19 protein-coding genes are annotated in these 25,316 nt (G+C 27.9%); 4 read left to right on the forward strand and 15 right to left on the reverse strand.

Annotated features, from left to right (window positions below):
- Positions 1-94: 94 nt before the first annotated feature.
- The 3 genes from MAGA_RS01975 (at position 95) to MAGA_RS01985 (ending at position 3,375) form a co-directional block, all read left to right on the forward strand.
- On the forward strand, positions 95-811 hold the full coding sequence (locus MAGA_RS01975; RefSeq protein WP_013022017.1) for an Eco47II family restriction endonuclease: 717 nt from the start codon (positions 95-97) through the stop codon (positions 809-811).
- Positions 812-1,196: 385 nt separating this feature from the next.
- Positions 1,197-2,231: a variable surface lipoprotein gene (locus tag MAGA_RS01980; protein WP_013022018.1), complete on the forward strand. Its 1,035-nt coding sequence runs from the start codon at positions 1,197-1,199 to the stop codon at positions 2,229-2,231.
- A 541-nt stretch (positions 2,232-2,772) separates the two neighbouring features.
- Complete coding sequence (locus tag MAGA_RS01985; RefSeq protein WP_235619432.1) at positions 2,773-3,375, forward strand: variable surface lipoprotein; 603 nt, start codon at positions 2,773-2,775, stop codon at positions 3,373-3,375.
- Between the two features lie 1,129 nt (positions 3,376-4,504).
- Here MAGA_RS01985 and MAGA_RS01990 read toward each other — a convergent pair.
- From MAGA_RS01990 to MAGA_RS02055, 15 genes are all read right to left on the reverse strand, one after another.
- The gene (locus tag MAGA_RS01990) at positions 4,505-5,737 is read right to left on the reverse strand and encodes an Mbov_0401 family ICE element transposase-like protein (protein WP_013022020.1); all 1,233 of its coding nucleotides are present in this window, start codon (positions 5,735-5,737) and stop codon (positions 4,505-4,507) included.
- A gap of 169 nt (positions 5,738-5,906) precedes the next feature.
- Positions 5,907-6,545, reverse strand: a complete 639-nt coding sequence (locus MAGA_RS01995) for an Mbov_0400 family ICE element protein (RefSeq protein ID WP_013022021.1) — start codon at positions 6,543-6,545, stop codon at positions 5,907-5,909.
- 853 nt (positions 6,546-7,398) lie between these two features.
- The gene (locus MAGA_RS02000; RefSeq protein WP_013021693.1) at positions 7,399-8,427 is read right to left on the reverse strand and encodes an IS30 family transposase; all 1,029 of its coding nucleotides are present in this window, start codon (positions 8,425-8,427) and stop codon (positions 7,399-7,401) included.
- 311 nt (positions 8,428-8,738) lie between these two features.
- Complete coding sequence (locus tag MAGA_RS02005) at positions 8,739-9,644, reverse strand: type IV secretory system conjugative DNA transfer family protein (protein ID WP_226876341.1); 906 nt, start codon at positions 9,642-9,644, stop codon at positions 8,739-8,741.
- Positions 9,645-9,752: 108 nt separating this feature from the next.
- Entirely contained in the window at positions 9,753-11,111 is a 1,359-nt protein-coding gene (locus MAGA_RS02010) for a hypothetical protein (protein WP_013022024.1), read from the reverse strand.
- Positions 11,112-11,147: 36 nt separating this feature from the next.
- On the reverse strand, positions 11,148-11,270 hold the full coding sequence (locus MAGA_RS04880) for a hypothetical protein (protein WP_268741578.1): 123 nt from the start codon (positions 11,268-11,270) through the stop codon (positions 11,148-11,150).
- Between the two features lie 1,073 nt (positions 11,271-12,343).
- Positions 12,344-12,850 carry a hypothetical protein gene (locus MAGA_RS02015; protein ID WP_013022026.1) on the reverse strand — a complete coding sequence of 169 codons (507 nt, stop codon included), beginning with the start codon at positions 12,848-12,850 and terminating at the stop codon, positions 12,344-12,346.
- A gap of 189 nt (positions 12,851-13,039) precedes the next feature.
- Positions 13,040-13,765, reverse strand: a complete 726-nt coding sequence (plsY, locus tag MAGA_RS02020; RefSeq protein WP_013022027.1) for a glycerol-3-phosphate 1-O-acyltransferase PlsY — start codon at positions 13,763-13,765, stop codon at positions 13,040-13,042.
- A gap of 101 nt (positions 13,766-13,866) precedes the next feature.
- Positions 13,867-16,857 carry an endopeptidase La gene (lon, locus tag MAGA_RS02025; protein WP_013022028.1) on the reverse strand — a complete coding sequence of 997 codons (2,991 nt, stop codon included), beginning with the start codon at positions 16,855-16,857 and terminating at the stop codon, positions 13,867-13,869.
- Between the two features lie 208 nt (positions 16,858-17,065).
- Positions 17,066-19,405, reverse strand: coding sequence for a class I tRNA ligase family protein (locus MAGA_RS02030; protein ID WP_013022029.1), 2,340 nt, complete (start codon positions 19,403-19,405; stop codon positions 17,066-17,068).
- A gap of 21 nt (positions 19,406-19,426) precedes the next feature.
- Positions 19,427-20,128, reverse strand: coding sequence for an MPN527 family putative ECF transporter permease subunit (locus MAGA_RS02035; protein ID WP_226876342.1), 702 nt, complete (start codon positions 20,126-20,128; stop codon positions 19,427-19,429).
- A complete protein-coding gene (upp, locus tag MAGA_RS02040; RefSeq protein ID WP_013022031.1) occupies positions 20,115-20,741 on the reverse strand; it encodes a uracil phosphoribosyltransferase in 627 nt (208 codons plus the stop codon). The genes MAGA_RS02035 and upp overlap by 14 nt, the downstream gene beginning before the upstream one ends.
- 122 nt (positions 20,742-20,863) lie before the next feature.
- Positions 20,864-21,424 carry a single-stranded DNA-binding protein gene (locus MAGA_RS02045; RefSeq protein WP_013022032.1) on the reverse strand — a complete coding sequence of 187 codons (561 nt, stop codon included), beginning with the start codon at positions 21,422-21,424 and terminating at the stop codon, positions 20,864-20,866.
- 9 nt (positions 21,425-21,433) lie between these two features.
- Entirely contained in the window at positions 21,434-23,380 is a 1,947-nt protein-coding gene (locus MAGA_RS02050; RefSeq protein WP_013022033.1) for a M13-type metalloendopeptidase, read from the reverse strand.
- Positions 23,381-23,389: 9 nt separating this feature from the next.
- Entirely contained in the window at positions 23,390-24,073 is a 684-nt protein-coding gene (locus MAGA_RS02055; protein ID WP_013022034.1) for a 16S rRNA (uracil(1498)-N(3))-methyltransferase, read from the reverse strand.
- 472 nt (positions 24,074-24,545) lie between these two features.
- Here MAGA_RS02055 and MAGA_RS02060 point away from each other — a divergent pair, with 472 nt between their 5' ends.
- Positions 24,546-24,923: a glycine cleavage system protein H gene (locus MAGA_RS02060; RefSeq protein WP_013022035.1), complete on the forward strand. Its 378-nt coding sequence runs from the start codon at positions 24,546-24,548 to the stop codon at positions 24,921-24,923.
- Positions 24,924-25,316: the final 393 nt, after the last annotated feature.

The raw sequence follows: 25,316 nt of genomic DNA on the forward strand, positions 1-25,316 counted from the left end.
CAACACAAAATTCCGCACTTTTGAGTACTCAAAAGTATCTTTTCTTTATTTTTTTTTACTCTTTTAGTCATTCTCTTGTTAGAACTTCCAAAAATTGGTATTATTTTTCCGATACTCAAAAAAGGCGCTTTTTACTTTAAGAATTTATAACTTAAAAAGATTTAACAAAAATTTAATTGATCCTATAAAATTGGTGTTTGATAAAAATGTTTTCAATAAAACGTTTGAAGAAATAATAGAACTTGAAATACTTAGACAAAGAGATAAAACAAATAACAATCTTATTGGTTATTTTCATCAAAACATTTTTAAGTATATAAAAAACTGCACTGTTCCCAAGCACGGCTGGGACATTATTTTCAAAAATAATATTACTACTTATTATGTTGAACTAAAGAATAAGCACAATACTCTAAATAGTTCTTCTTCATCAAACACTTTTATTAAAATGCAAGATAAATTACTTAGTGAAGGAAACAAGGATAATGTTATATGTGCTTTAGTTGAAGTAATTGCAGCATACTCTCAAGACATTCCTTGAATTAGAAACATTAACAATAAAAGAATTGTTAATCAGAAAATAAGAAGAATTTCTATTGATAAATTCTACGAAATAGTTACAGGCGAAAAAGATGCATTTAAGAATCTTTGTCTCCAGCTTCCTATAACAATAGAAAAAATTGTCAATAATAATTCTTATTATAAACTAGAAAAGGACTCGGTTTTAGAAGAGTTATTAAGTTTAGATAAAGACTTGTTATTAGCTTTATATAAACTTGCATTTGAAACATATAATGGTTTTGACTTTTAATTATTAAGTAATTTTATAGTTAATTTTTATTAATCCTTTTAAGACTACTGTAATATGTGCAACAAATTCTAGGATTTTATAACCTAAGTACTTTTTGTATTTTCTGGTTATCACAAGAAGCACTTATTTTCTTTGCTTTTTAGACTAAAAAAGGTACTTAAAAGTGGTTTAGCAAAAGCTTAGGTAATTCCTTATATTATCTATAGAGGTGAACTAAAAAATATATTAGTTTTTTAATTTTTAAATCAGTAAAACAAAAATAAGTTTGACTAATAGTCTTGATAAGATTTCTATATCTTTAAATTTTTATGGCTCCAAACAAAAATAAGAGAAATAATGAATAACAATAAAAAAATAAGAAGGGATAATGCAATACTAATTTATTATGAAAAAGAGTTTTAAGTTATTATTGGCTGCAACTACAATTTCAGCAACTGCAGCCCCTTTTCTAGCAGCCTCTTGCGATACAAATGAATCAGAAAAAAGAAAAATAATCAATAACTTAGTTGACAGTCCAGAAAAAGACTTAAACAAGAATACAAATCAAAAACCTGAAACAAAGAATGAGCCGCATAAACCTAATGATGATGTCAAGAAAGCAGATGATAATAAAAAGGAAAATGATCCAGGATCATCTAGCAATGAAGCAACTGAAAAAGATGAAAAAACTGATGGAATAAGTAAAAAGAATTCAGAAGATCCAAGAAATAAGGACAAGAATTCTCCCGATTCACCAAAAGGCGAAAATGATGGAAAAGATAAAAAAGACAAGAAGAGTGAAAAGAATGAGGATGATTCTAATAGCAGCAGCGAGCCAGTAACTCCAAGTCCAAAAACTGAAACCCCACCTTCTACACCGTCTGTCCCTGCACCAAAACCAGAACCTCAGCCAGAAATGCCTCCCGCAGATGAACCAAGAGAAGAAGAAACAGAAAGCAAAAAAGAAGAGAGTGAGCTTGATAAAATTGCTAAAGACTTAAAAGACATTCTTAAATTTGCAGCATCAACAGAAGACTATCCTGAATTAAAAGAATTTAGTTCAAATAGCAGTGGCTATACCCTTTGATACAATAATAAGGACAGGACAATATTGTTGGTTAAAGGAAATAAATCGCCTTTCATAGAAAATGGCGAGAAGGTCGATAAATTAGTATTATTTGAGTTCAATGGGGCTAATCAAATTAAAGATAATATTCAACTTGTAAACGACAAAATCCCCTTAAATAAATCAAATGAAGATGGCTATGATATATTCACCCTATCTAACCAATTGAATTTTGAAATACTTAATAAAAGCGGAGATGACAAATTCGATGTTAAAGTCAGGTACAAAGTTGGTAAGTCTTTGAATAGCAGTGAAGCAGAAGCGTCAGACGTATCTAATGAATCAACAGTTTCAATAACAATACAAATTAAATAATTCCCTAATCATTTTAATAAATAAATAGACAAAATAAGCCACCAAGAATTATAATTCTTAAAATGTATCTTATTTTTTATTTCATAAACTCGGAATAAAAAATAGAATCAAAAAACGAAATAAGCAAAGTAATACAATATCTAACTTTTTAATGAATAGAAAAAGCTATCAGATTAAAAAATGGCTTTAATATCATATTTTACTTTTCCATAGAAATCAATTTATTTGAGAACATTGATTTCAATGTGACGATCTTACTTTTAAAACTTAATAAAAATAAAACAAATGATGTGCAATATTTTGGTTCAAGTTTTATAACAATGAAATTAATGACATACTTAATTTAGCTGACCTTAATAATAAAAATAGTGGTATAGGTAAACTTAAAGACTTTTTTAAATTATCAATCTTAAGTAATTAAGTAATTTTAAGCCTTCAAACTACAATTGATGGTTTTTTTCATCAAAGTGGATTTATCAATAAATAAGAGTAAAATTAAAGTGTAGAAATTACAAAATAATAAAAATGATAAATAAGGAAGATGAGTTCAAAATTTAAGATGAAAAAGAGTAGTAAGTTTTTATCAGCTTTAGGAAGCATTAGTGTTTTAACAACCTTGCCATTGATTGCCGCAAAGTGCAATGAACCTGAAGTGAAAAAAGATAAAGAAGGTAACAAAACCGATACACCCGCAACAACAACTACAACTGAAACTAATGATGTAAATTCAATTGTAAAAGATTTAAAAGATGTTCTAACTTTATCTAGTGATAGCAAAAAAGATGACATTCTAAAGAAATTAAAGGAAAACAGCAGTAAATACACCCTTTGATATGACAGAAAAGATCATAATATTGTAATAACAGAAGGAACAAAGGCTCCTTTTGGTAAAAGTTTTAGTGGGCAAAAATGAGTTCTTTTCACACTTAATGACAAAGCAAGTAAAATTACAGGTAATTTTCAATTAGTTAATGACACAAAACCAACACATAGTGAAAATAAATTATCTACCCAATTAAACTTTAGTATTGACGAGAAAAAAGAAAACATTACAATTAAATATAAAGTCGGAGAATTTAAGGGAAAAGATACTGCTCCTGAAATTTCAGAAAAAGCTAACGAATCAACTGTATCGATAAAATAGCAATGTCACTTGAATAAAAAAACAAACTGCCTAGGCTCTAAAACCAGGTAGTTTTTTATTTTGTTAGCTAATAAATTGATTATATAAAACAACCTTTAAAAGCTTATGTCACTATTTGCATTTCTAAATATTATAAGGCAATAAAAAATTGTAAGCACAATTACTTACAGCTGTATCTTTTGTTTTTTTGAATGACCAGGCATTCGACAGTAGTAAAATGAACCACTCATAAACAAGAAACCGTGTTTCTAGGTATAGTTCTAACACTATTTTACTTGTATATTATAAAAAACTATAGACATAATAGTCTATAGTAGTCCTATCTCCTCATTTCGCCATCTCAAATGGTAGGCAGGGTCAGTTAGAACCAGACTGCCAATATAGTTCTTATTAAGAACAAACGTATTTTATCATAAATTTTTAGAGTTAGTGATATATTTCATTATAGTATTTAATTTTGTCTCTTACCTTTTTTACATAGATAAAAGCATAAAAACACTATTACTGCAGCTTCTAAAATTCTAAAGGAACAGTAAAATTTAAGTATGCGATAGCTTTTTAACCCTATGCAATCATTAAAATTTTACATCGTTTTGTAATAAAACTCAAATAAAATTTTTTGGAGGCAAATTGCGAAAAACTAGGTTTCAAAATTTTTTTGCCTAGTTTTTTATTTGCCTTTAAAGGCAAGATAAGGGAGTGTCACAAAGTCCTTACCGGACGACACTTTTATGCTTTCTTTATTTTTTAGAAAAATAAAGATATTAATAGAATTTTTTGTCACAAATGCACCTAATAGTTTTCTTAGTGTCAAAAAATAATAAATTTGCGCCAGCTTATATGTATTAAAATATAAGATATTTTAATAAAATTAGATGTACTTATACTTTACATAGTAAAGTATAGCGAAATAATTTGTGTATTTATCTAAATATCTAATATTTAGATAGAAAGAATTTATTAACGTGTCAATTATTTGAAACATTAAAAAATAATGTTTTTCCCAAAACTTGATAGAAAGTGTTTGAAATTTATATAGAAAATTAAGTCTGAAATTGATATTTTTTTAGTTAAAAAGACAGCAAATTTTTTAGTTTTCTAGTGGAAAATTTTTCGCATTTTTTGAATTTTAATAAAAAAGTGTGGCTTGATTTTTTGCAATATTTTTGTAAATTACTCTTAGCTTTATAAGCTCAAAACAGTATAAACTTTGGTCTTTTTTAATGTGTTTTTTGAATGAATTGTAGACAAAATGCTCAGTATATGAACTATCATTTTCATTATTTTTAAAGACAGTTAGGGAGTTATTTTTGATGAATTCATAAAAATTTTGTACTTTTTGATGAATAACTTTCGGCATATTTATAATGCTAGAATAAGCAAAAAATTCATTATAAAGTGTATGAAACATTAATTCATTTTTAGTAAAAACTGCATCAGAAAAAGCATTTTTTCATGGCTTATTTAAGCAATAATTTATATTGTTTTTAAAGTATGTTTTAATCTCTTTAGAAGCAAATTTATTTGTGCCAAATGTGTCATTAATTGCTTTTTTGATATGAAAAAGATCTAAGGAATATGAAGCATTTAATTCATTTGCTAAATGCTTTATTCATCTAGCGCCATCGCCATTTACAATAATTTCTCTGTTGCTATTAAACTTATTTAATTGCTTACTTACTGTAGTTTTGATAAACTGCATATCATTAAATTTTGTAGTAGCTTCATCAATATTTTTAGTAAAAAACATATTGATTATGTTTGATAATTTGCTTCCATTAACAGTGTGCATTATTACCTGTCTTACTCTCATTTTCCTAATTCTTTCGCTTTTATGAAAGATATAAAAGTCATCCATTTCTAACATTAATTTGCTATTAGTTTTTTGTAAATTAGATTCAATATTAGCTAATATTTCATCATTCTTTTTCTCTATTTTTTCTTTAAGATTAAATGCTTTAAGATAATAATTTACTAGTTGCTTACTAGGAAAAATTCTTTTTAAACTATCAGGAATTTTGTTTCCTTCAAAATAAAATTTAAGTGCTAATTTAATAACATCTTCATCATATTTAAACTTAGATATTTGCTTTAATTTTTCATAGTGATAATATGTAAAACGCTTACGCTTTCCATTAGTATCAGTAGTTTCATACATTGTAATATTGAGAGTAAAAATACCGCCTAAGGTAATTCAGACTCTACTAGTTTTTCTAAAAATTGCTCAGTCAGGATAAAGACTTTTTCTTAGTACTGTTCTAAAGTAAAGTTCTTTATCATTTAACTCTTTAGCTTTAGCTGCGTATAAACTTTTAGTAGTGTTTAAGACTTGATCAAAAATATCAATATCAAATTCATTCATAATATCTAAATTATATGCCTAGCTACTTTTGGAACTAAAACCTGCAAAATAAAAAAGGCTTTTAAATGCCTTTAAAATCGTTATTCTTGCTTAAGATGATAAAATTTCATCTTTATTAAAAGTAAGCCTTATTCGGGCTTATTTTGCTTAAATTTAGCGTATTCTATATTTATAAAGTAAAGCCACGCTTTTCCTTTTGAGATTCATAGATAATATTTTTAAATTTGTATTCTAAAATATTAAAGAATAGGTCGTTCATATTATTCGTTATTTCATCAGATAGTTGTTTACTATAGTATTCACAATATTTTTTGATTATTGCTTCACAGACTTTTTTGTTTTTTAAGGACTCTTCCATATTCTTTCAACGAACAGCATTATCAGTAATGCTATTTACTTCAAAAAATTTGATGCTATCTAAATTTGCATATAAAGCTTTCATTACATTGTCATATATAACAGCCGATGTTTGAACATTATTTCATTCGCTATCTTCAACATATAGACTTTCAAAAAGTTTTCTATCCATTACATTTATAACAGAACAGTTAATAGCTATTTCTTTATCATTACCATAAAGATCAGTTTTTAAAATTAAGTTACCTTTATCATCTTCAGTAGTTTTTCTATTTTTATCAGTTACAGACTTTGCAGATAGATAATAGACTTTATCATCAGAGTAAAAAATTAAGTAAGGCCTATTTATACCGTGGCCTAATATATCGTTACCAAATTTGTTTTTCCCAATAGGGAGATTATTTTCTTTATTTCTTTGTTTATAAACTTTACCAATTAATGTATTTGTCATATGCTTAAATTATATAAAAAAACTATAGACATAAATGCCTATAGTGGTTCGATCTCTTCATTTCGCCATCTCGAATGGTAGGCAGGGCCAGCACGAACCACACTGCCAATGTAGTTCTTATTCAGAACAATTTTATTATAGCACACATTTCTAATTTACCAAAATGTTTTATGTAAATGTATATAAAAAAACTATAGACATAAATGCCTATAGTAGTTCTATCTCCTCATTTCGCCATCTCAAATGGTAGGCAGGGTCAGTTAGAACTAAACTGCCAATCTAGTTCTTATTCAGAACAATTTTATTATAACACACATTTTTAATTTACCAAAATGTTTTATGTAAAGGTATATAAAAAAACTATAGACATAAATGCCTATAGTGGTTCGATCTCTTCATTTCGCCATCTCGAATGGTAGGCAGGGCCAGCACGAACCACACTGCCAATATAGTTCTTATTCAGAACAATTTTATTATAACACATATTTTAATCTATCAAAAATTTTTATGAAAATTATAAAAAAACAGACTTAAACAAAGCCTGTTTTATACTCTTTTTTTTACTATCTACGACCTTGTTACCAAGATACCATAGAAGGACGGCAAAAGTAATTACAACGCCCTATTCCTTAAGGTAATTTAATTATATATTAATATTTTAAAAAGTTCATAAATTTTTTATTTAATTTTATTCTATAAATTCTTAAAGTAAAAAGCGCCTTTTTTGAGTATCGGAAAAATAATACCAATTTTTGGAAGTTCTAACAAGAGAATGACTAAAAGAGTAAAAAAAAATAAAGAAAAGATACTTTTGAGTACTCAAAAGTGCGGAATTTTGTGTTGATGTTAATTTTTATTGCATTTGCTTAGCACATTTAAAGCCAGAAATTCCTTTATAAATTCTTGGGTGTGAATTTATAAAATCTGCTATTGGTTTTAGATCTTGACCAACATATCTATCTATAGATTTTCCTTTTGGAACGTATCTTCTTAATAGTCTATGAGCATTTTCGATACTACCTTTTTCTGATGATGAATAAGGGTGGCAATGAAAAATTTCTCTGATATATTCTATCTCTGGAAGTTTGTAATTTTCACTTCCGTTATCAATAGTTAATGTGTCAATAATAAGATTATTGTTCTTAATCAATTTCTCTAAATTTTCTTTTATTGCTTTTGCATTTCTTCTAGATAGAGTGCAATAAAACATTCTAGATTTTCTGTTGATTAATGTAAGAATGCAATAATTATCAGATCTTAAACCAATTACAGTGTCCATTTCATAATCGTTGTCATTTAATCTTAAATTAACTGATTCTGGACGTTCAGTAATAAGTTTGCCTATTGTCTTTTTCTTGGTTTCGTGCTTTACAGTTGTGCGGCTTCCATATTTGCCATTTGATTTATATGGAAGAATATCTAATTTTAGACCAAAAGTACTATGTTTAGCCAATATACGGTAAAAGTTTTGAACTGATGGAATATATGAATTCTGAAGTTTTCCTTGTGCTTCTAGTTTTCTTATGTATTTAAAAATAATGCTAGCAACAGACTGTTTAACGGCTTTATTTTCCAAGTTAAAACTATTTCTATTCTTTAAATAAAAGTATAGTAACTGCTCGTAAAACTTAAAAAAGTCAATGTGCTTCATCAGCAATTTAGGATTGTTTTCTAATCTTTTTGAATCGTTCCTTGTTTCAATTAAGTTTAAAAATTTGAGAGCACTAATTACATATATCGTTTTGCCTTTTAAATCCATACCACACAATTTACATTTCTTTTGGTATTTAGCATAACCACGCTTTGTCTCAATTTTAATTCTGTCAAATAAGTTATAAATTGATCTTGATTTAAACCCTACGATGTTAGAAACAGTTTTCATATCATAGCCTGCAATTAGTCTTTCAAGAATTTCTTTAAGTCTTAATGGGCTAATGTTATTTTTATTGGTTTTGAGATTTGACTTAGTTAGTATTTCATCTCAATGTGTTTCATCAATCACATAATGTACATAATTAAACTTGTACTTGCTGTGCAAATTTAGTTTTTTTTAAACAAGCATATGTCAGTTGAATAACTAGTATTTTTGTCATTGCTAATCATATATAATTTAAAAGCCTTTCTTTTTAAGTTAGTTACTCAAATTTTAACAAAAGGCAATAGAAAGCACCGCAAGTTAACTTGTGGTGCTTTTTACTTCGTTAATGAATAAATTCATTTGCCATCTTTAAATACTGCTACTGATGTATAAGCCGCGACATTTCTAAAGGTAAAGTGTTCAATTGTAAAATTAGGATCTTCTAAGCTATAAAGGAGTAGAAACTTTATAACCACATTAATTGTTGCCTTAGCTTGATTAACTCAAATTGTGTCTTTTTCTAAAGGCCAGGGCAATGAATCAGTAATTTCAATAATTTTTTCAAATGCCTTATTGTAATTTTCATCACTTAAGTCTTCTTTTTTAATTGAATGTAATTCATCTCATATTTGCTGTAAAGGATTTCAATTTAAAGAATTTTTAGGATCTATAAAGTCAAATACTTTTATTTCATATCCTTTTTGCTTTAAGATATTGCCTGTTCTAGCTAATATTTGTTTTTTAGGATCGGAAATTATCATATTAGGGCGTTCTTTATAGTTCAAATTGGCATTATAGTGTATTGATGGTATAACAATTTTTTCAGTTTTTTTACTACCAGCTATACCTAGTACTATCCCATGTGCATCAGTATTATTGACAATATAAGGATTGTTTCATATAGGCTTATCTACTTTTCCTAAAATAAAATTTGCCTTGCCACTTTTAAACTTTTTGAGGAGTAATTTACTACTTCCTTCATTAGTAAATTGATTATAAGTTCAGTTATCTTCGTTATTTGAATTCTTTTTATTCTTGATTCTATAAATTACTCATCTTATCCATATTCGATAGCTTAAAGCTATGAATCAAAATAACATACCTGCAAACATAATTAAGAATGAATAGTTTCTATAGTTAGTACTTATTTTTCAAAAAAGCCATATATCGTTTATAAAACTGCGTTGTCCTTTTACTCAACTTTCGAAAATACTTGCACTTTTTGCTTGTATTAAAAGCATAAGTATAGGTAGTAGTAATAAACATAAGCTAGGTCAGATAATAAAAACAAATGTATAAATTAAAATATGTTGAACTTTACTTTTCTTAATTGCTTTTTGGTCACTCATTTATAAAATAACTTTCGACTTTACTTCGGAAATATTCTTTTTGTACTTTCTTAAAGCTTGGAATTTTTGGCTTCTGCTTAAGCGGTTAAATTCATAATTTAAACTTCATATCATTCTCTTAAGTTTAGAAATTTCATCATACTTATTAGGATAAAAACTTAGGCCTATAGGTAATTTGGCTTCATTAAAGTCTTCTTTTAGATCCTTTTCTTTGTAGCTAATTTTTTTATCTTCTTCTTTTTCATTAGCATTCATTTTTAAACACTGCTTAACAATAATGTTGCCTATTTGCTTTTCGAATTCATCTTTTTCGTTAGCGACAAATTCATCTTTTAGTCCAGCACTGTATTTATTGCTAAATTTTGCATTACTAATACTTTCAAACTCTTGCTTATATTTAGTAATTGTTAGCCCTAGTTTTGGATTGTTTTCTACTATTGCTTCATAAATATCATTAATAGCTTCTTTAACTTCTAAGTTATCTTTAGCAGCGGCATAAGATTTACTTTTAGAATTTTTATAAAAATTGGAAATAACTAATGATGCATTAAGTATTTTTAACTCATTCTCATTTAAAGCTTCATAACTCTTAGCTTCTTGCCTATTATTTAAAGCAATGGCGCTTAAAAATAGTTCTTTAATTTCTTTTCTATTGTTTCAAATGCTATTTTTAAGGTTAAATAAATTTTGATATTCAGCTTGAGTCTTAATTGAATTTTCAAATAAATATTTAAAGCGTTCTACCGATTTAGAGCTAAACTTGCCAGATGGTCTAAAGTTATTGTTATGATTAGTTTCTTTTTCAAAAAAGCCTAAATGAATATGTGGATATTTACTGTTAGCATGCAATGCCCAGTAGCCTTCTATTTTGTTAGGATCTAACTTATTAGCTTTAAGCAATGATTTCATATGCTTATTAAGTATTTCGTTTCATTCATTTTTATCTACCATTTGATTGTCAATACCTAATTGGCCAGGATTAAGAGTCATTTCTCAGATAAATTGATTATTGTTTTCTAATTTTTTAAACTCTTTTTTAGCTTCATCAGGATCAATATCAATAAGATCTTTTTCAAAAAGCTTGTGTAAACCAGTTTTACCTTCTAGTTTTTTTGATCCTTCTTTAAGTCCATATCTATCTATGCTTTCTGATAATTGCTTCATTAGCAATTTAGAATTCATAAACAAATTAACATTTAGTTTTTTACTATCCATTTCAGCTAATAAAGTAGTTCTATTATCATTATCATTTTGAATATATACAGCACTTGGCCTGCTTATGTAGTCTATATATCTTCCGCTAATGTAATATTCATAGTCATGAATTTTATGAGTATTTTTATTAGGCTTCTTTTTCATCTTAGGCTTAGCAAATTCAAAATATAAATACAATTTTTAGTCCTTGTTTACTAAATAATGCATATGTGTATATTTAGTTTCTAGCTTAATATCAGAAATTAAAGCTTTTAAAGTATTTTTAGCTTTTGATTCAATACTTTCTAGTATCTTATTTTTCATATTTACCTTTTATTTTGTTTCTGTTTATTACCTTTTATATACCTTCTAGTTATTACCTTTATTAGTTGTCTTTTATATACCTTCTATAACCTTCTAGTTTTTATTACCTTTTATATACCTTCTAGTTACTGTCTTTATTAGTTGTCTTTTATATACCTTCTATAACCTTCTAGTTTTTATTACCTTTTATATACCTTCTAGTTATTGTCTTTCATATACCTTCTATAACCTTCTAGTTGATGATTGAATTTATTAAAATTCTCTTATTATCTAGTTTTAAAGAACTAAATGCTCGCATAATTCTTTTTGAATTAAGGAACTAATACTCATTTTTGAATAGAATTATGCTTTTTAGAAAACGAATTATTTTTTTGTGCATTTTTATTATGTTCAACATATCTAAGTTTGCAAAAGCTTAATTGTGCAATTTGTATAAAACGCTTAAAGTTAATGTTTTTTAATTTGGATATTGAAACAAATTTGACACTAGTCCTGATTGTTTTATGAATGCTAGTAATTCCAGAACACTTTTCCTACCTTAAATTCTTTAAGTGTTTGTATTCAATTTTTGGCTTGCTTTTAAAAGTAGTTAAATTGATGCTAAATTTAGTTTTATATTTTTGGTTTTCATAGTTTGCTTATAAAAAATAGTTGTTTATTGCATTGTCTCTACGTTTATCATATGTCTAAAAACTGATTTTTTAAATATGACCTTTGAAGCAGTTAATTACTTAAAACAAGTGAATAAAAATGCCCCCTTGATTGAATAGGGGGCTAGTCATACTTCGCTTTTACAGTTTAAAAATTAAAATAACTTGTTTTTAAACTTGCCTTTTTCTTACATTAATCCAAAAACAAAATCACGTAAAGATTTGTTATTTTGATAATTTATCATAACTTAATCATAGACATATTAATCCCTTGATTTATTTCTAAGTTTTTTATGAATCTTTTTAAATGCACCCCCTATTACACAAGAAGATCAACATATCTATTTTTTTACAGTCAAATTAAAATAAAACTTGCTATTTTTAATATAGCAAGCTATGCAAAATTTGGAAAAGTCGCAAAAGTTAAACTACTGCTCCGTTTATTTTGCTGCCCTCTTCTCTACGCTTCTTTCTTATAACAACCAGTTTAGGAACGCTTCCTTGATTTGCTAAATTGGCTGTGACTCAGTTAACAATTTTCAATTGATCTTTAAGCGAGACATAAGGCAATCGAGCCATATCTTCTCAGCTAGTTTGAATTTTAGGTATAAGTTCGTCATAATTCATTTTGTAGATAACTGACAGATCAATTGCTTTAGCTAGTAGAACCTTAGCGCTTTTTCCATTTTCAAGTATGCCGTCTTCTGTATCAATATTAATTATATTTTCATTAGAAATATCATTATTTTCTTCTAATAGTCCTGCGACAAAGTAAACATCATTATTATCTATTGCGACCAATGTTATAACATTAGACTTTAATTTGTTTTCTCCATCAATTTTCTCTATAAATTCAGGAAATAATGATATTGGTTTTAAGACTGGTAATACTTCTATTTTGCTTTCTTCTATTTTACTTTCATTTTGCATAATATTATTTTAAAAAATACATAGGGCCAATTTTTAACAACTTTTTCCCTCAAGCATTTTTTGTAGATAAGTGGTAAAAGTGCTAAATTAGGCCATTTTTTTGGCAAAAAATTAAACTTTTGCAAAATTTATACTGTTAATAATTTGTTGATATTATAAATGCTAATAAAAAAAGCTGCCGGTTTTATGCTAAGCAGCTTTTTTGATTGCAAATTTTCTTTCGCTTCTGTTAATCAATCTTTTGAAATTATCACGGTGACTTACAAGCACTAGAAAAGCACATAAAGTATAAATTATTGGGCTAACATATCAGTAATTTACAAGTGTTGTAAATGAATTAGTATATTCAACAGCATTAGTTCAGTATCCAGTTGAGCCTTGAATCATTCATGGCATTCACACAAATAAAAGCAGTGAGAATGCAACAGTAATTGAACCCAGCGAAACAATTTTACTTATTCCAACAACTAGTAAGAATATTAAAAATGCTATTAAAAATAAAATAATATTAATAGAAATTATTAAGCCAACTGTACAAGCTGCTCCCTTGCCACCTTTAAATTTATAATAAGCAGGAAAAATGTGACCAATCACTACCCCAAGCCCAAGTGCTTGCGGGCTAATGTATGAAGCGTGTGAAAATGCATTTACTGCTGGTACATGATTAACTATAGCTGAAATTATTAATATAGGAAGAAGTGTTTTAAGTACATCTGTAGCAAAGACAATTAATGCAAATTTAGCTCCATAAGTTCTTAAACTGTTTGTTGCCCCTGCATTTTTGCTATTATGTTCTCTAATATCATCATTTTTGACTCTTCTACTTAATATTATTGATGTATTAAAAGATCCTAAAAGTAGATATCCAAGTAAAAATAATGCTAAATTTATTAAAATGCTATACAGTATATTCATACTGTATTATTTTACACATTTAATAATCAATTAAATTTTGAAAGTTAAAAATGCACACTACTAATGTGCATTTTTTTGCAGAATTAAAGGCAATAAATTATTTATTTAGATTGCTTTTTCTTTTTGCTTTCGGTTTCACTTTCTTCAGACTTTTTTCCTTTAAATAAATGCTCTCAAATTTGTTCATAGTGTGAAACAGGAATAAAGTTAATTGCTTCTTTGACTTCTTCAGGAATATCGCTTAAATTCTTTTCATTATTTTTTGGAATAAAGACAGTTTTAATGCCTTTTTTAAAAGCAGCAAATGACTTTTCTTTTAGTCCGCCAATTTCTAAGACCTTACCTCTTAGTGTGATTTCACCAGTCATAGCAACTTCTTGAGAGACAGGAATTTTAGCTAGAGCAGAAATTAAAGCAGTTGTAAATGTTACTCCAGCACTAGGGCCATCTTTAGGAACAGCTCCTTCAGGCACGTGGACATGAATTTCAGTTGTATCAAAATCAACGTTTTTGATACCAAACTTTTCAGCATTAGCTCTTACATATGAAAGCGCAATTTTGGCTGATTCTTGCATTACTTCTTTAAGTTGTCCAGTTAGTCTAATACCAGGTTGTTTTGACTTAAATCATGAAACTTCAATTTGTAATGTTGTCCCACCAATTGATGTAAAGGCTAAGCCATTGACAGAGCCAATTTGTGGTTGCATTTCTTTTTCAGATTCACTAATTTTTGGAGTACCTAATAATTCAGGAATATTGTTTTGGTCTATAACAAACTTATCAATTTTTTCGCTAGAAACAATTTTTGTGACTATTTTACGGGCTATTTTGTCTAAATTTCTTTTTAATGACCTAACACCAGCTTCAGCAGTATAGTGCTTAATTATAAACTCTAATGCTTTGTCATCAATGATAAATTGATCAGGTTTTAAGCCAGCTTGTGCTAATACAACTTCAACTAAATGCTCTTTAGCAATCTTAATTTTTTCATTAATTGTGTAACTATTTAATTCAATAATTTCAACACGATCTAGTAATGGAGCAGGAATATTTTCATAATAGTTTGCTGTGGCTATAAATAGCACTTTTGATAAGTCATATTCATGTTCAATGTAATTATCTTGAAACTTAGTATTTTGTTCAGGGTCTAAAACTTCAAGCATAGCTGAAGTAGGATCACCTTTAATATCGCTTGACATTTTGTCTATTTCATCCAATAAAATAAGTGGATTTGACACGCCAGCTGACTGAAGACCTTTAATGATTTTACCTGGCATAGCACCAACATAAGTCTTTCTGTGGCCTCTTATTTCCGATTCATCATGCAAGCCACCAAGACTAAGCTTTACATAGCTTTTGTCTAGAGCTTCTGCAATTGAACGAGCAAGTGATGTCTTGCCAGTACCTGGAGGACCTACTAAGGTTAAAATTGGCACGTTGTTAAATTGCTTTTGCGCTTTATTTTTTGTATTTTCTTTAAATAGCTGCAAGTCAATTTGGTTATGATCATCAATTTTAATTAAATCTTTTTCACTTGATTCTTTATTGATGTTTCTGTGATTGATTATTAATGATAAATATTCAATCACTCTTTCTTTAACTTCTTTAAGTCCATAGTGATTTTTGTCTAGAATTTCTCTAGCTCTATTTATATCTAAGTTTTCAACTTCAACTTTTCTTCAAGGTAATTTTTTTAGATTACTAATATATGTTTGGGTAATATTAGCATCAGGGCTTGATGACATCATATTTTTTAACTTATCACGCTCAGTTTTAATTGCTTTAATAATCCATTCAGGATACATTTGCTTAAGCACTGGGTCATTGACAATTTTTGAATACTCATCGTCGCCATCTTCATCATCAGCTTCATTAAGCTGCTCTTTGATGGCTTTCATTTTTTCACGAAGCAAGAACTCTTTTTGTTGTTTATCTAAATTGCTTTGAATTTTTTTATTTAATTCTTTGTCAATTTGATCTTTCATTGCTGAAGTGTCTTTTTTAGAAGATCTTTTACTTAAATTATTTTGATTTTGTTCAATCAAGCTAATAATTAATTTTAAATCATCTTCAGTTATATAACCTAATTGCAAGTATTCTTTATGTCACTTGTAAATTCTTTCAACTTCATAATTAAATTGAACTTCTAACTCAGAGTTTTCTTTAATTTGTTCCATTGAGTTTTTGAATAATTCATTATCAGTAAGTGCATTGTAAATATTTAATAATTTATCAGTGTTGCCAAGACTTAATTCATTAATAAATTTCTTGATTAATCTTACCATTAGCACGAAATTACTCTTAAGAGCTTCGAACTGATGAAGCGCAGAAGGCATTGAATAAATTGTAAATAATTCATATGGAGGTAGTAGGAAAAATCCAGTTAGTGCTCTAACTAGTGCTTCTAGTCTAGATTCATCATCATTAATGAAATCAGGCATCATTTCACTGGTGCCCTTTGTTCAGTTTCTAATTTCTTTGGCTGAATATCCTCTAATATATCTATAAAGGAGCATTGCATCATTTCAGTTTCTGTCGTAAATTAAAGTGTTGATTACTTCTTCAAAACCATTAAAATCTAGTGATGGATCAGCTAAAGCCATTTCATCACCATTATTTTCTGAGCCAAATCTTGTTGCTACCATTCCTTCAATATATTTAAGCGGTAGTTTTTCAATATCTATGCTTGATGAAGAAATTGTTTCTTCATCGCCGTATATATCTTGCAATATGTATTTATGAATAGCTTTTAGTGTTGCAATGTAATGTCATTTTTGAGAATCATTATCATAGACTTTTTCAACTGATTCAACTTGGCAAAGAGTCATATTTGAATCTAAGTTAGAAATATTAACATTTTCCAAAACATCAGCATATGTAGCTGTAGGTTTAGATTGAAGCTCTGATTCTAAAATAACACTGTTATCTTCTGCTGGTCTGTAATAAACTAGCATGATTCTAGCTTTATTAATTATTTCAGCACCATTTGAATTATCCTTAGTATACTCATTAATTATTTGTTTTCAGTATGTTGTTTGAGTAATTAATTCATCAGTAATTTCTAACTTAGCTACTTCACGATCAAATAACACAAAACAATTTTTGACAGGGTCATTTGCCTTTGTGTAGTTTCTTCTTCTATATACATTTAAATATAGTAGATTTTCAAAATTAGCCTCAGCAGTACCTCTTTTTCTTTTATTATTTCCTTTAGGTCTTCCCATATTGCCCTCCTGTTCAACTAATACAATATCAATTATAATACAATTTTAGCACTCTACAATGCGAGTGCTAAAAAAATTATTTAATTACAAAGTTAACTATTTTGTTAGGTATAAATATTTCCTTAATAATAGTCTTTCCTTCAATTCATTTTGCTACTTCATTTTTAGCTAGTGTCAAAATATTATCTTTATTATTGCTTTCATTTAAAACTGAAATTTGCGCTCTAACTTTTCCATTTACTGTTATAGCATAGGTTATTTGGTCAGTTTCTAGCGCTTTATTATCAACATAAAAATCAGTTAGATTATTTAAATTGAATAACTTTTCACTAAGTTCTCAAGCTAAATGAGGTATAAAAGGTTCTAAAATGTTAAGTGAAATGTAGAAAAACTCTAGTAAAAGCGAATTATTTTCTATTTTTTCATAAGAGTTTAGAGTTTCCATTATATAGGCAATTAATGTGTTGAATGCAAATTCATTGCGGTTATCTAAATAAATTGATTCTTGTTTTTTTAATGATTGATAAAGCTTCATTCTTGCACTTTTTTCAAATTCACTTAAGCTGCTGTGATCAATGTTTTTGATGATGCTAAAATCCTTGATAGGTATTACTTTAGAATATAGATTAAAAAGTCTATTAATAAATCTATTGCATCCTTCAACTGAATCGTCTGATCACTCTAACTCTTTTGCCGGTGGTGCTGCAAAAAGAATGAATAATCTTACAGTATCAGCACCATATTTTTCTAATAAATCAGTAGGGGAAACAGTGTTGCCTTTACTTTTTGACATTTTTGCACCATCTTTAAGTACCATACCTTGAGTAAGCAAACTTTTAAATGGTTCTCTAAATGAAACATATCCTAAGTCTGACATAACTTTAGTAAAAAACCTTGCATAAAGTAGGTGTAAAATAGCATGTTCGATTCCACCAATATATGTATCTACTGAGTTTCAATATTCAACCGAATCTTTATCTAAAGCAACTTTTTCTCTTAATTCAGGTGGACAAGTGTATCTTAAAAAGTATCAACTTGATTCAAAGAATGTATCAAATGTATCAGTTTCTCTAAGTGCTTCAGAATTACACTTTGGACACTTTGTTTGCATTCATTCTAAATTAGAACTAATTGGATTTCCACTTTTACTAAAGTCAACATTTTCAGGTAGCTTAACTGGAAGATTTTCAAGTTTTTCAGGAACAATGCCACATTTTGCGCAGTGAATCATTGGAATAGGTGCGCCTCAGTATCTTTGACGGCTAATTCCTCAGTCTTGCATATTAATCGATTGACTTGGAGATAGTGAAGATAAATCAAAATTGCTTCGTGAAGTTGATAAATCAATTTTGTTAGCTAAAGCAAACTTTTCATAGCTAGCTAGCTTTTTAGTATTGATTATAAGTGCATTATTCTTAGTGCCTAATGAAGCAAAATCAGAGATATACACATCAATTGGTTTATCTAAATTGTTATTTAAAACAGCCTTAAACGGCAATTTTAAACTAGCTTTTAGTGAAAAATCTTTTGCTTGTGCAAGAGTTTTAATTTTGTTAATTTGATCAATTTGCTCTTTAGTGAAATAATTTTTTTGAATTAATTCATCAACTAAATCATGATTTGCACTTATGCATAAAAAATCAACTACATCTAGATCTTTTTTATCATTAACAAAGATCTCGATATTGGTTTTTAATTTATTTAACGAATCGCTAAAAGTTGCTAAAAAGCCTGTTTTATAGTTGATTCAGTTATTTTGCATTGATAAAACTTTATCAGGTCAGTTACCTTTTAATAGCTCTAAAGACTCTTGCAACTCTTTAGCATAATCTCTAATTTTCAAATAATATTGCTCAGTTTCTTTTAGTTCAATCGGCTCATCACACCTTCAACAACAACCATTAATTACTTGTTCATTGGCTAAAACTGTCTTGTCCTTATTACATCAGTTTAATAAGGCTTTTTTTCTATAAACTAAGCCATTATTTCACATTTTAATAAATATTTCTTGCTCTCAACGAGTATAGATTTCATCACTTGTGATGCATTCATAGTTTCACGCAAACGAAATACCTAATTTTTTTATGTTTTCATTCATTGAACTAATGTTTTTGTATGTTCATGTTTTAGGGTGAATGTTATGTTTTATTGCTGCATTTTCAGCAGGAAGACCAAAAGCATCCCAACCAAAAGGATGCAAAACATTAAAACCTTTTCTTCTATAAAAACGAGCTAAAGCATCACCAATGGCATAGTTTCTAACATGCCCCATATGGATGTTTCCTGAAGGGTATGGAAACATACTTAAAATATATTTTTTAGGTAACTTATGATCATTTTTGGGCTCAAAATAATGACTATTTTCTCAATAATTTTGTCATTTGTTTTCAATTGATAAATGGTCATAATTTTTCATAGTAGCCTCTTAGAATAATTTTTATAGATAAGAAATATTTTTGTTAATGAAATTATTTTTGCTATTTAAGCTAAATATTATAAAGATGAAAACTGAGTTCATTGTAAGATTAACAAGGTTGAAAACAAGGTAAACTAAGCCTGCACCTTTATAATATGTTGGAATATTTAAAAATAAACCTCTAATATTTTCTCAATGCTTAATCATTGAAAAATGATTTCCTGGATCAGCTCCAAGTAAACCAAATAGTTTAAAGTATCATGGAGTGAAAAGATAGATATTTAAAACAACTAAAAGTCCTGTAGTTACTAATATTGAAATAATTACTGGTAATATTAATAAACCGGCTTTACGCAATTTTGTTTTTTGTAAAAGTTTTATTGACCAGTAAAAAATGGTCATATATATAGTTTGAGTTGTTGATAAAATCAAATGCCCTAAGATGCTTGGTAAGCTATATCCATGTGAGCCATAACTTGGTCCAAGTAAAAATAGTAAAAGAATAAGCAAAAATGCATATTTTCAGCCTATTCATAGTGCTGTAGCGGTGATTACAATTAAAGCAAAATCAAATTTTAAAAATGATATAAAAGGTACTGATAATAATTTGCTACCTGCAAAATTAACTAATATTGCAATAGCAAGCATCATGCCTGTATATGAGAGTCTTATGCTCCTGTTTTTAAAGTAATAAATGTTTTCCTTATTATTATTTTGTACCAAAAATTCTGTCTCCTGCATCACCTAACCCCGGTTCAATATATTTGTCTTTATTAAGACATTCATCAAGTGCAGCTAAATAAATATTAATATCATGGCCAAAATGCTTTTCAACATTATCCACGCCTTCTTTAACTCCAACTAAGCATACTAGGCTAATGTTATTAAAGCCATCTTTACGAAGTCTTGTAATAGCATCAACTGCACTATTTCCAGTTGCTAACATTGGATCTACTACAAAAATATAGCTATCCTTCGGCACTTCGGGAATTTTATAAAAATATTCAATAGGCTTAAAAGTAGTTTCATCTCTACTCATTCCAATATGTCCAACTTTAGCTTCAGGAATTAATTTTAATAAGCCATCAATCATTCCAAGTCCAGCTCTTAAAATGGGCACAAAAACTACATCTTTGTCAAATTCATAGCCTAAATATTTTTTATTAATTGAAGTAATTATTTCTTTTCTTTTTGTTTGATAGTCTCTTAAAATTTCATAAACCATTAATGAGCCAATTTCGTTTAAATTCTGGCGAAAAACTGAGTGGCCAGATTCCCGATTTCTCATGTTTGTAAGTTTAATCTTAATTAATGGATGATCAAGCACTTTTAGCATTTCAACCCCCAATATCTAATATTATATTTTATGATCTTAAAATATGGCATAAATATAATAAAAAAGCACTTTTTTGGGAAAAAAGCACTCTTTTTCTTATTAAATTACAAGCTTTAATTGGCTTAATCTTCAAAATCATCATCAAAATTAAAATTAATGTTGTTAAATGGCTGATCTTCAACTTTTGCACTCTGTGTTTCGCTAGTTTTATTAGTATTGTTATTTTGATTTTTTTCACTACGTTCTAAATTGAATTTTTGCTCAAAAGCTTTATTGCTTTTAGCAAAATTATTGCCGTTGCCTAGATCATTTTTCTTAAAGTTAGGTTGCACTACTGAAAAATCATTTGTTTGTCTTTGATTTCTAACAGAACGTGATTCTAACAAGTGTAAGTTATCGATTCTTACTTCAATACTGTAATTAGTTTGACCATTTGATTCATATGTTGAAGTTACTAATACTCCTTCAATTGCAACTAGTGTTCCTTTAGGCGCATAACCATTTAAAAAATCAGCTGTGCTTCTCCAAGCAATTACAGGAATAAAGTCAGTCACTTCATTATCACTTGAGTAGTTTCTGCTTATAGCAATTCTAGTTCTAGCAAATGAGATTCCACTATTAGTTTTGCTATATCTAATGTCAGATGAAACCCTACCGATTAATATAACTTTATTTAAATTCATGACTTGCTCCTATCAAATTTTTACACGTTTATTTTTAGGCAATCACATTTTGTCACTTGACTTAACATTAAATAATTTGTAAAATTCATCACTATTTTGAATTTGTATGTTCGCTCTTAATTTTGCAGGAGCATGCACATCAGTTGCAAGTAATAATTTTGCACTTTCAGGCTTATATTTGCTCTTTCAAATTACCGCAAAGCTTGTAAAAAAGTCTTTTATGTCATTTTCTTTATTAAGCATTGCAGCTTCTAAAGCACATGAAAATCCACCAGCATCTGCTATATTTTCTGATACAGTTAAAGTACCATTGCATTTGCCATATTCAGTTGTTTTATTGTCAAATAAGGCAATCATATCTTTAGCTTTCTTTTGAAATGCTTTATAGTCTTTATCACTTCATCATAAGTTTAAATTACCTTTTTCGTCAAACTGAGCACCATTATTATCAAAAGCGTGACTAATTTCGTGAGCAATAACAGCACCTATCCCGCCATAATTTGTCGCTTCTGACTGTTTTATAGAGTAAAATGGCTTATTTAAAATTCCTGCTGGGAAAACAATATGGTTCATAAAAGGATTGTAATATGCATTTACTTCTGCAGGAGACATGCTTCAGTAATTTCTGTTAATTGGCTGTAAATATTGACTAAATTCTCATGTGTTTTTAACTACAAGATAATCAAGTGCATTTTTTAATAAATTATCTCTTTTGAAGAACTTGTTGGTTATTTTAACTTGCTCATAAAAAGGTTGAATTTCTTCAGGATAGCCTATATGAACACCCAAAGCTTCTAGTTTAACTATAGCTTTTTCTTTTGTACTTTTACTTAATCAGTCATTTTTTAAAAGACGGTCTCTATAAATGCCAATCATTTTGGCTACCATTTGTTCAACATTTGCTTTAGCTTTTTCACCGAATGTTTTTTTGGCAAAATATGTGCCAAAAGGAATTCTAAATTTGTTATATGCAACATAGAATGCATGTTTTTCCTTAGTCATTGGACTATCTTGCCCTGTTAGTGCTCTATCATATTCGCCAGCAATAATTCTTGATTCATCATTTAAGTGACCAGAGAATTGAATAATAGTTTTTAAAAACATTCAAGACTTAAGGTTTTCAAAATTTTCATCATTAAAAACTTTATCAATGTTTTCTAAAAATTTAGGATAAAGCACAATTAATCTATCAACAACATTAGTAATTTTTTTAGAATTTTTGTTGACTAAATTTTCCGCAATAGCCTTTAAATCAGCATTTTTCGACAATGCTGCAGCATCAGAAATGCTATAAGGATTATACATTTTTACATAGTCAGCATTTTCTTCAGCGCTTGGAGAAAACTCAACTAATGAAGCATCAAATGCTAATGCCTGCTCAACAATTTTTTCATTTTTTTGCTCATCTGAATAATAGAACTTAAGTAGTTTTAAACTCATTTCTTTAAATTTAGCAATTAATTGTTGCTTAGCAGGATGCTTATCATCATAATATGATTTTTCAGGAAGAATTAAGCTTGGGCCTGATAGGCATAAAAGTTGCAATTCAACATTTTTAAAATCTTGAATAATGCCAAATTCAAAAGGAAGTGATATATCTCTAAAACGGAAGTATTTATATTTTTCAATTAGCTGTTCTTTGTTTTTAAGTGCCAAAATAGCCTTTAAAGTAGGCAAAATAGGCGAAACACCAAGTTTTTCCCTAGTTTGAAAATCATAAGCCATATCAGCTAAAAGTGCGTAACTTAAAATTACAGGATCTTTTATTCTCTTTCAGCTTATATTTTTTTCAGCTATTAAATCCTGTGTTTCTTGCATTAAATCTTTTTCATTTTTATTGTGAATTTCATAAAACGAACTTATTGATGATTTATCAGCTGGTATTTCAGCTTTCGCTAATCACTCACCATTAACGCTCTCATAAAAATCATCTTCTAATCTTATTTTTTCATTCATATTATTCTCCTATTTATTACTTTCTCTTACATTTGAAAGCATATACATACATGCTGTTTCTGCTCTTAAAATAGTTTTTCCCAAAGACACTATAAAACAGTTGTTTTGGAGTGCAAAATCTATTTCAGCTTTCGATAATCCACCTTCAGGACCAACAATTAAAATGCTGTTAGTTTCAATTTTATCAATTTGAGATTCAACTTCTTTGTTCTCGTAAGCAACATAAATTTTTTTGTCCTGATTAGATAAAATAATTTCTTCAAAAGTCGTTATTTTCTCTAATTTTGGAACAACGTTTCTAAAGCTTTGCTCAGCAGCATTTTTAATTATTTCATTAAAGCGATCGATTTTTTTATTAAACTCATATTTAATAATCGTTTGATCAACAAATTTAGAACTCATCGGAATAATTCTAGAAACCCCTAGTTCAGTAGCTTTTTGAAGCAATCATTCAAAACGCTTGATTTTAATAACAGGAGCTGCTAAAACTACTTCATTTAAATATTCATGATTTATGCTTAATTCTTGAATAATTTTTGCCTTATTGCCTTCTAAGTAACATTCATAAAACTTATTTAAATAATTGCATAAAAAGTGCTCATTAGCTAGCCGTGCACTTTTTATGTGTTTTATTATTTTTTCATCAAGAATGAAGTAATCATTTTCCTTTGTATCAACAAAAAATCGATGCATTTTCCCTTTCTGAGATTAATTTAAGTAATATACTTAATTCAATTATATATGTAAATACTTACAATGCACTAAAACACTTATGCTAAATAAAAACAAGCATGTTAGATTCTTAAGAATCGCGCTTTGTAAGCTGTCTGTTTATTGTTTTTTATAAAATTGATCAGCTTTATTATTTAATTCATTCCATATTTTAGACTGTTTTATTTGCACATAAGTGATAGTTTTATGAATATATTCTCAATAATCCAGGTGTACTGCATAAATAACATGATATTTCCAAAAATACTATAAAAAAGCCTTAGAAGTTCAATTATTAAATAATTTTTTATTGCTATGTAACCAACATAAAGCAAGCTTAATTTTTTTCCTATATTAAATCTTTATTTGTATGTTACTACTTGCTTATTTCCACAAATTTGCTACTTAAAGCTGTTTTATAGGATAATAAATACACTTATAGAAGGAAGAAGTTATGAAAAAATTAATTGATAAATTTACAATTGAATACTTAGATGACAAAAATCAATATCTTTTAAGACTAACCCCTGATGCACAAGATGAAATTAGTTTAATTAGTGAATTAAATATATTAGCAAGCGAAAACCAAGTATTAGATAAAAATGAATTATTAATGGTGCTTAAAACAAATAAAAGTGAACTAGCATTTAAAATGCCAATTAAAGCAACTATTGTAAAAATAAATGAAACAATTATTCAAACACCATCATTAGTTTTATCAATATATGATGATGAAAACTGAATTATGCGCTTAAAAGATATTAATAAAGACGAGTATGACAAACTAGAAGAGTTTGCAATGTGAGATAGATATCAATCATTGATAGGGTAATTAATTAAAAAAAAGTGAAAGAAAATTTTATTGAAGAGCAATATGAAATAGAATTAAGTAAAAACGCTGTCTGGAATTGTGAGATAAGAGAATTATAGACACTTTTGAAATTGGCACATTTAAAGATTTATGTCAAATCCATCATTACATTTTTCAAGATGTGTTTGAATTTAATGGTAAAAAGAGAACAGTTAATATTTATAAAAACAATTTTATGTTTGCTCTATATTTATTTTTGGATAATAATTTGTCACAAATCGATAAAATACCAGAAAATATATTTGATGAAATTATTGATAAATATGCACAAATGAATATTTGTATCTTATGAATATGAGGGTTACAAAATAAAAATTTAATTTAATTCTTAGATATATAAATGAAATAAGAATT

Source organism: Mycoplasmopsis agalactiae (assembly GCF_000089865.1).
In the GTDB taxonomy this organism is placed as follows: domain Bacteria; phylum Bacillota_I; class Bacilli_A; order Mycoplasmatales; family Metamycoplasmataceae; genus Mycoplasmopsis; species Mycoplasmopsis agalactiae_B.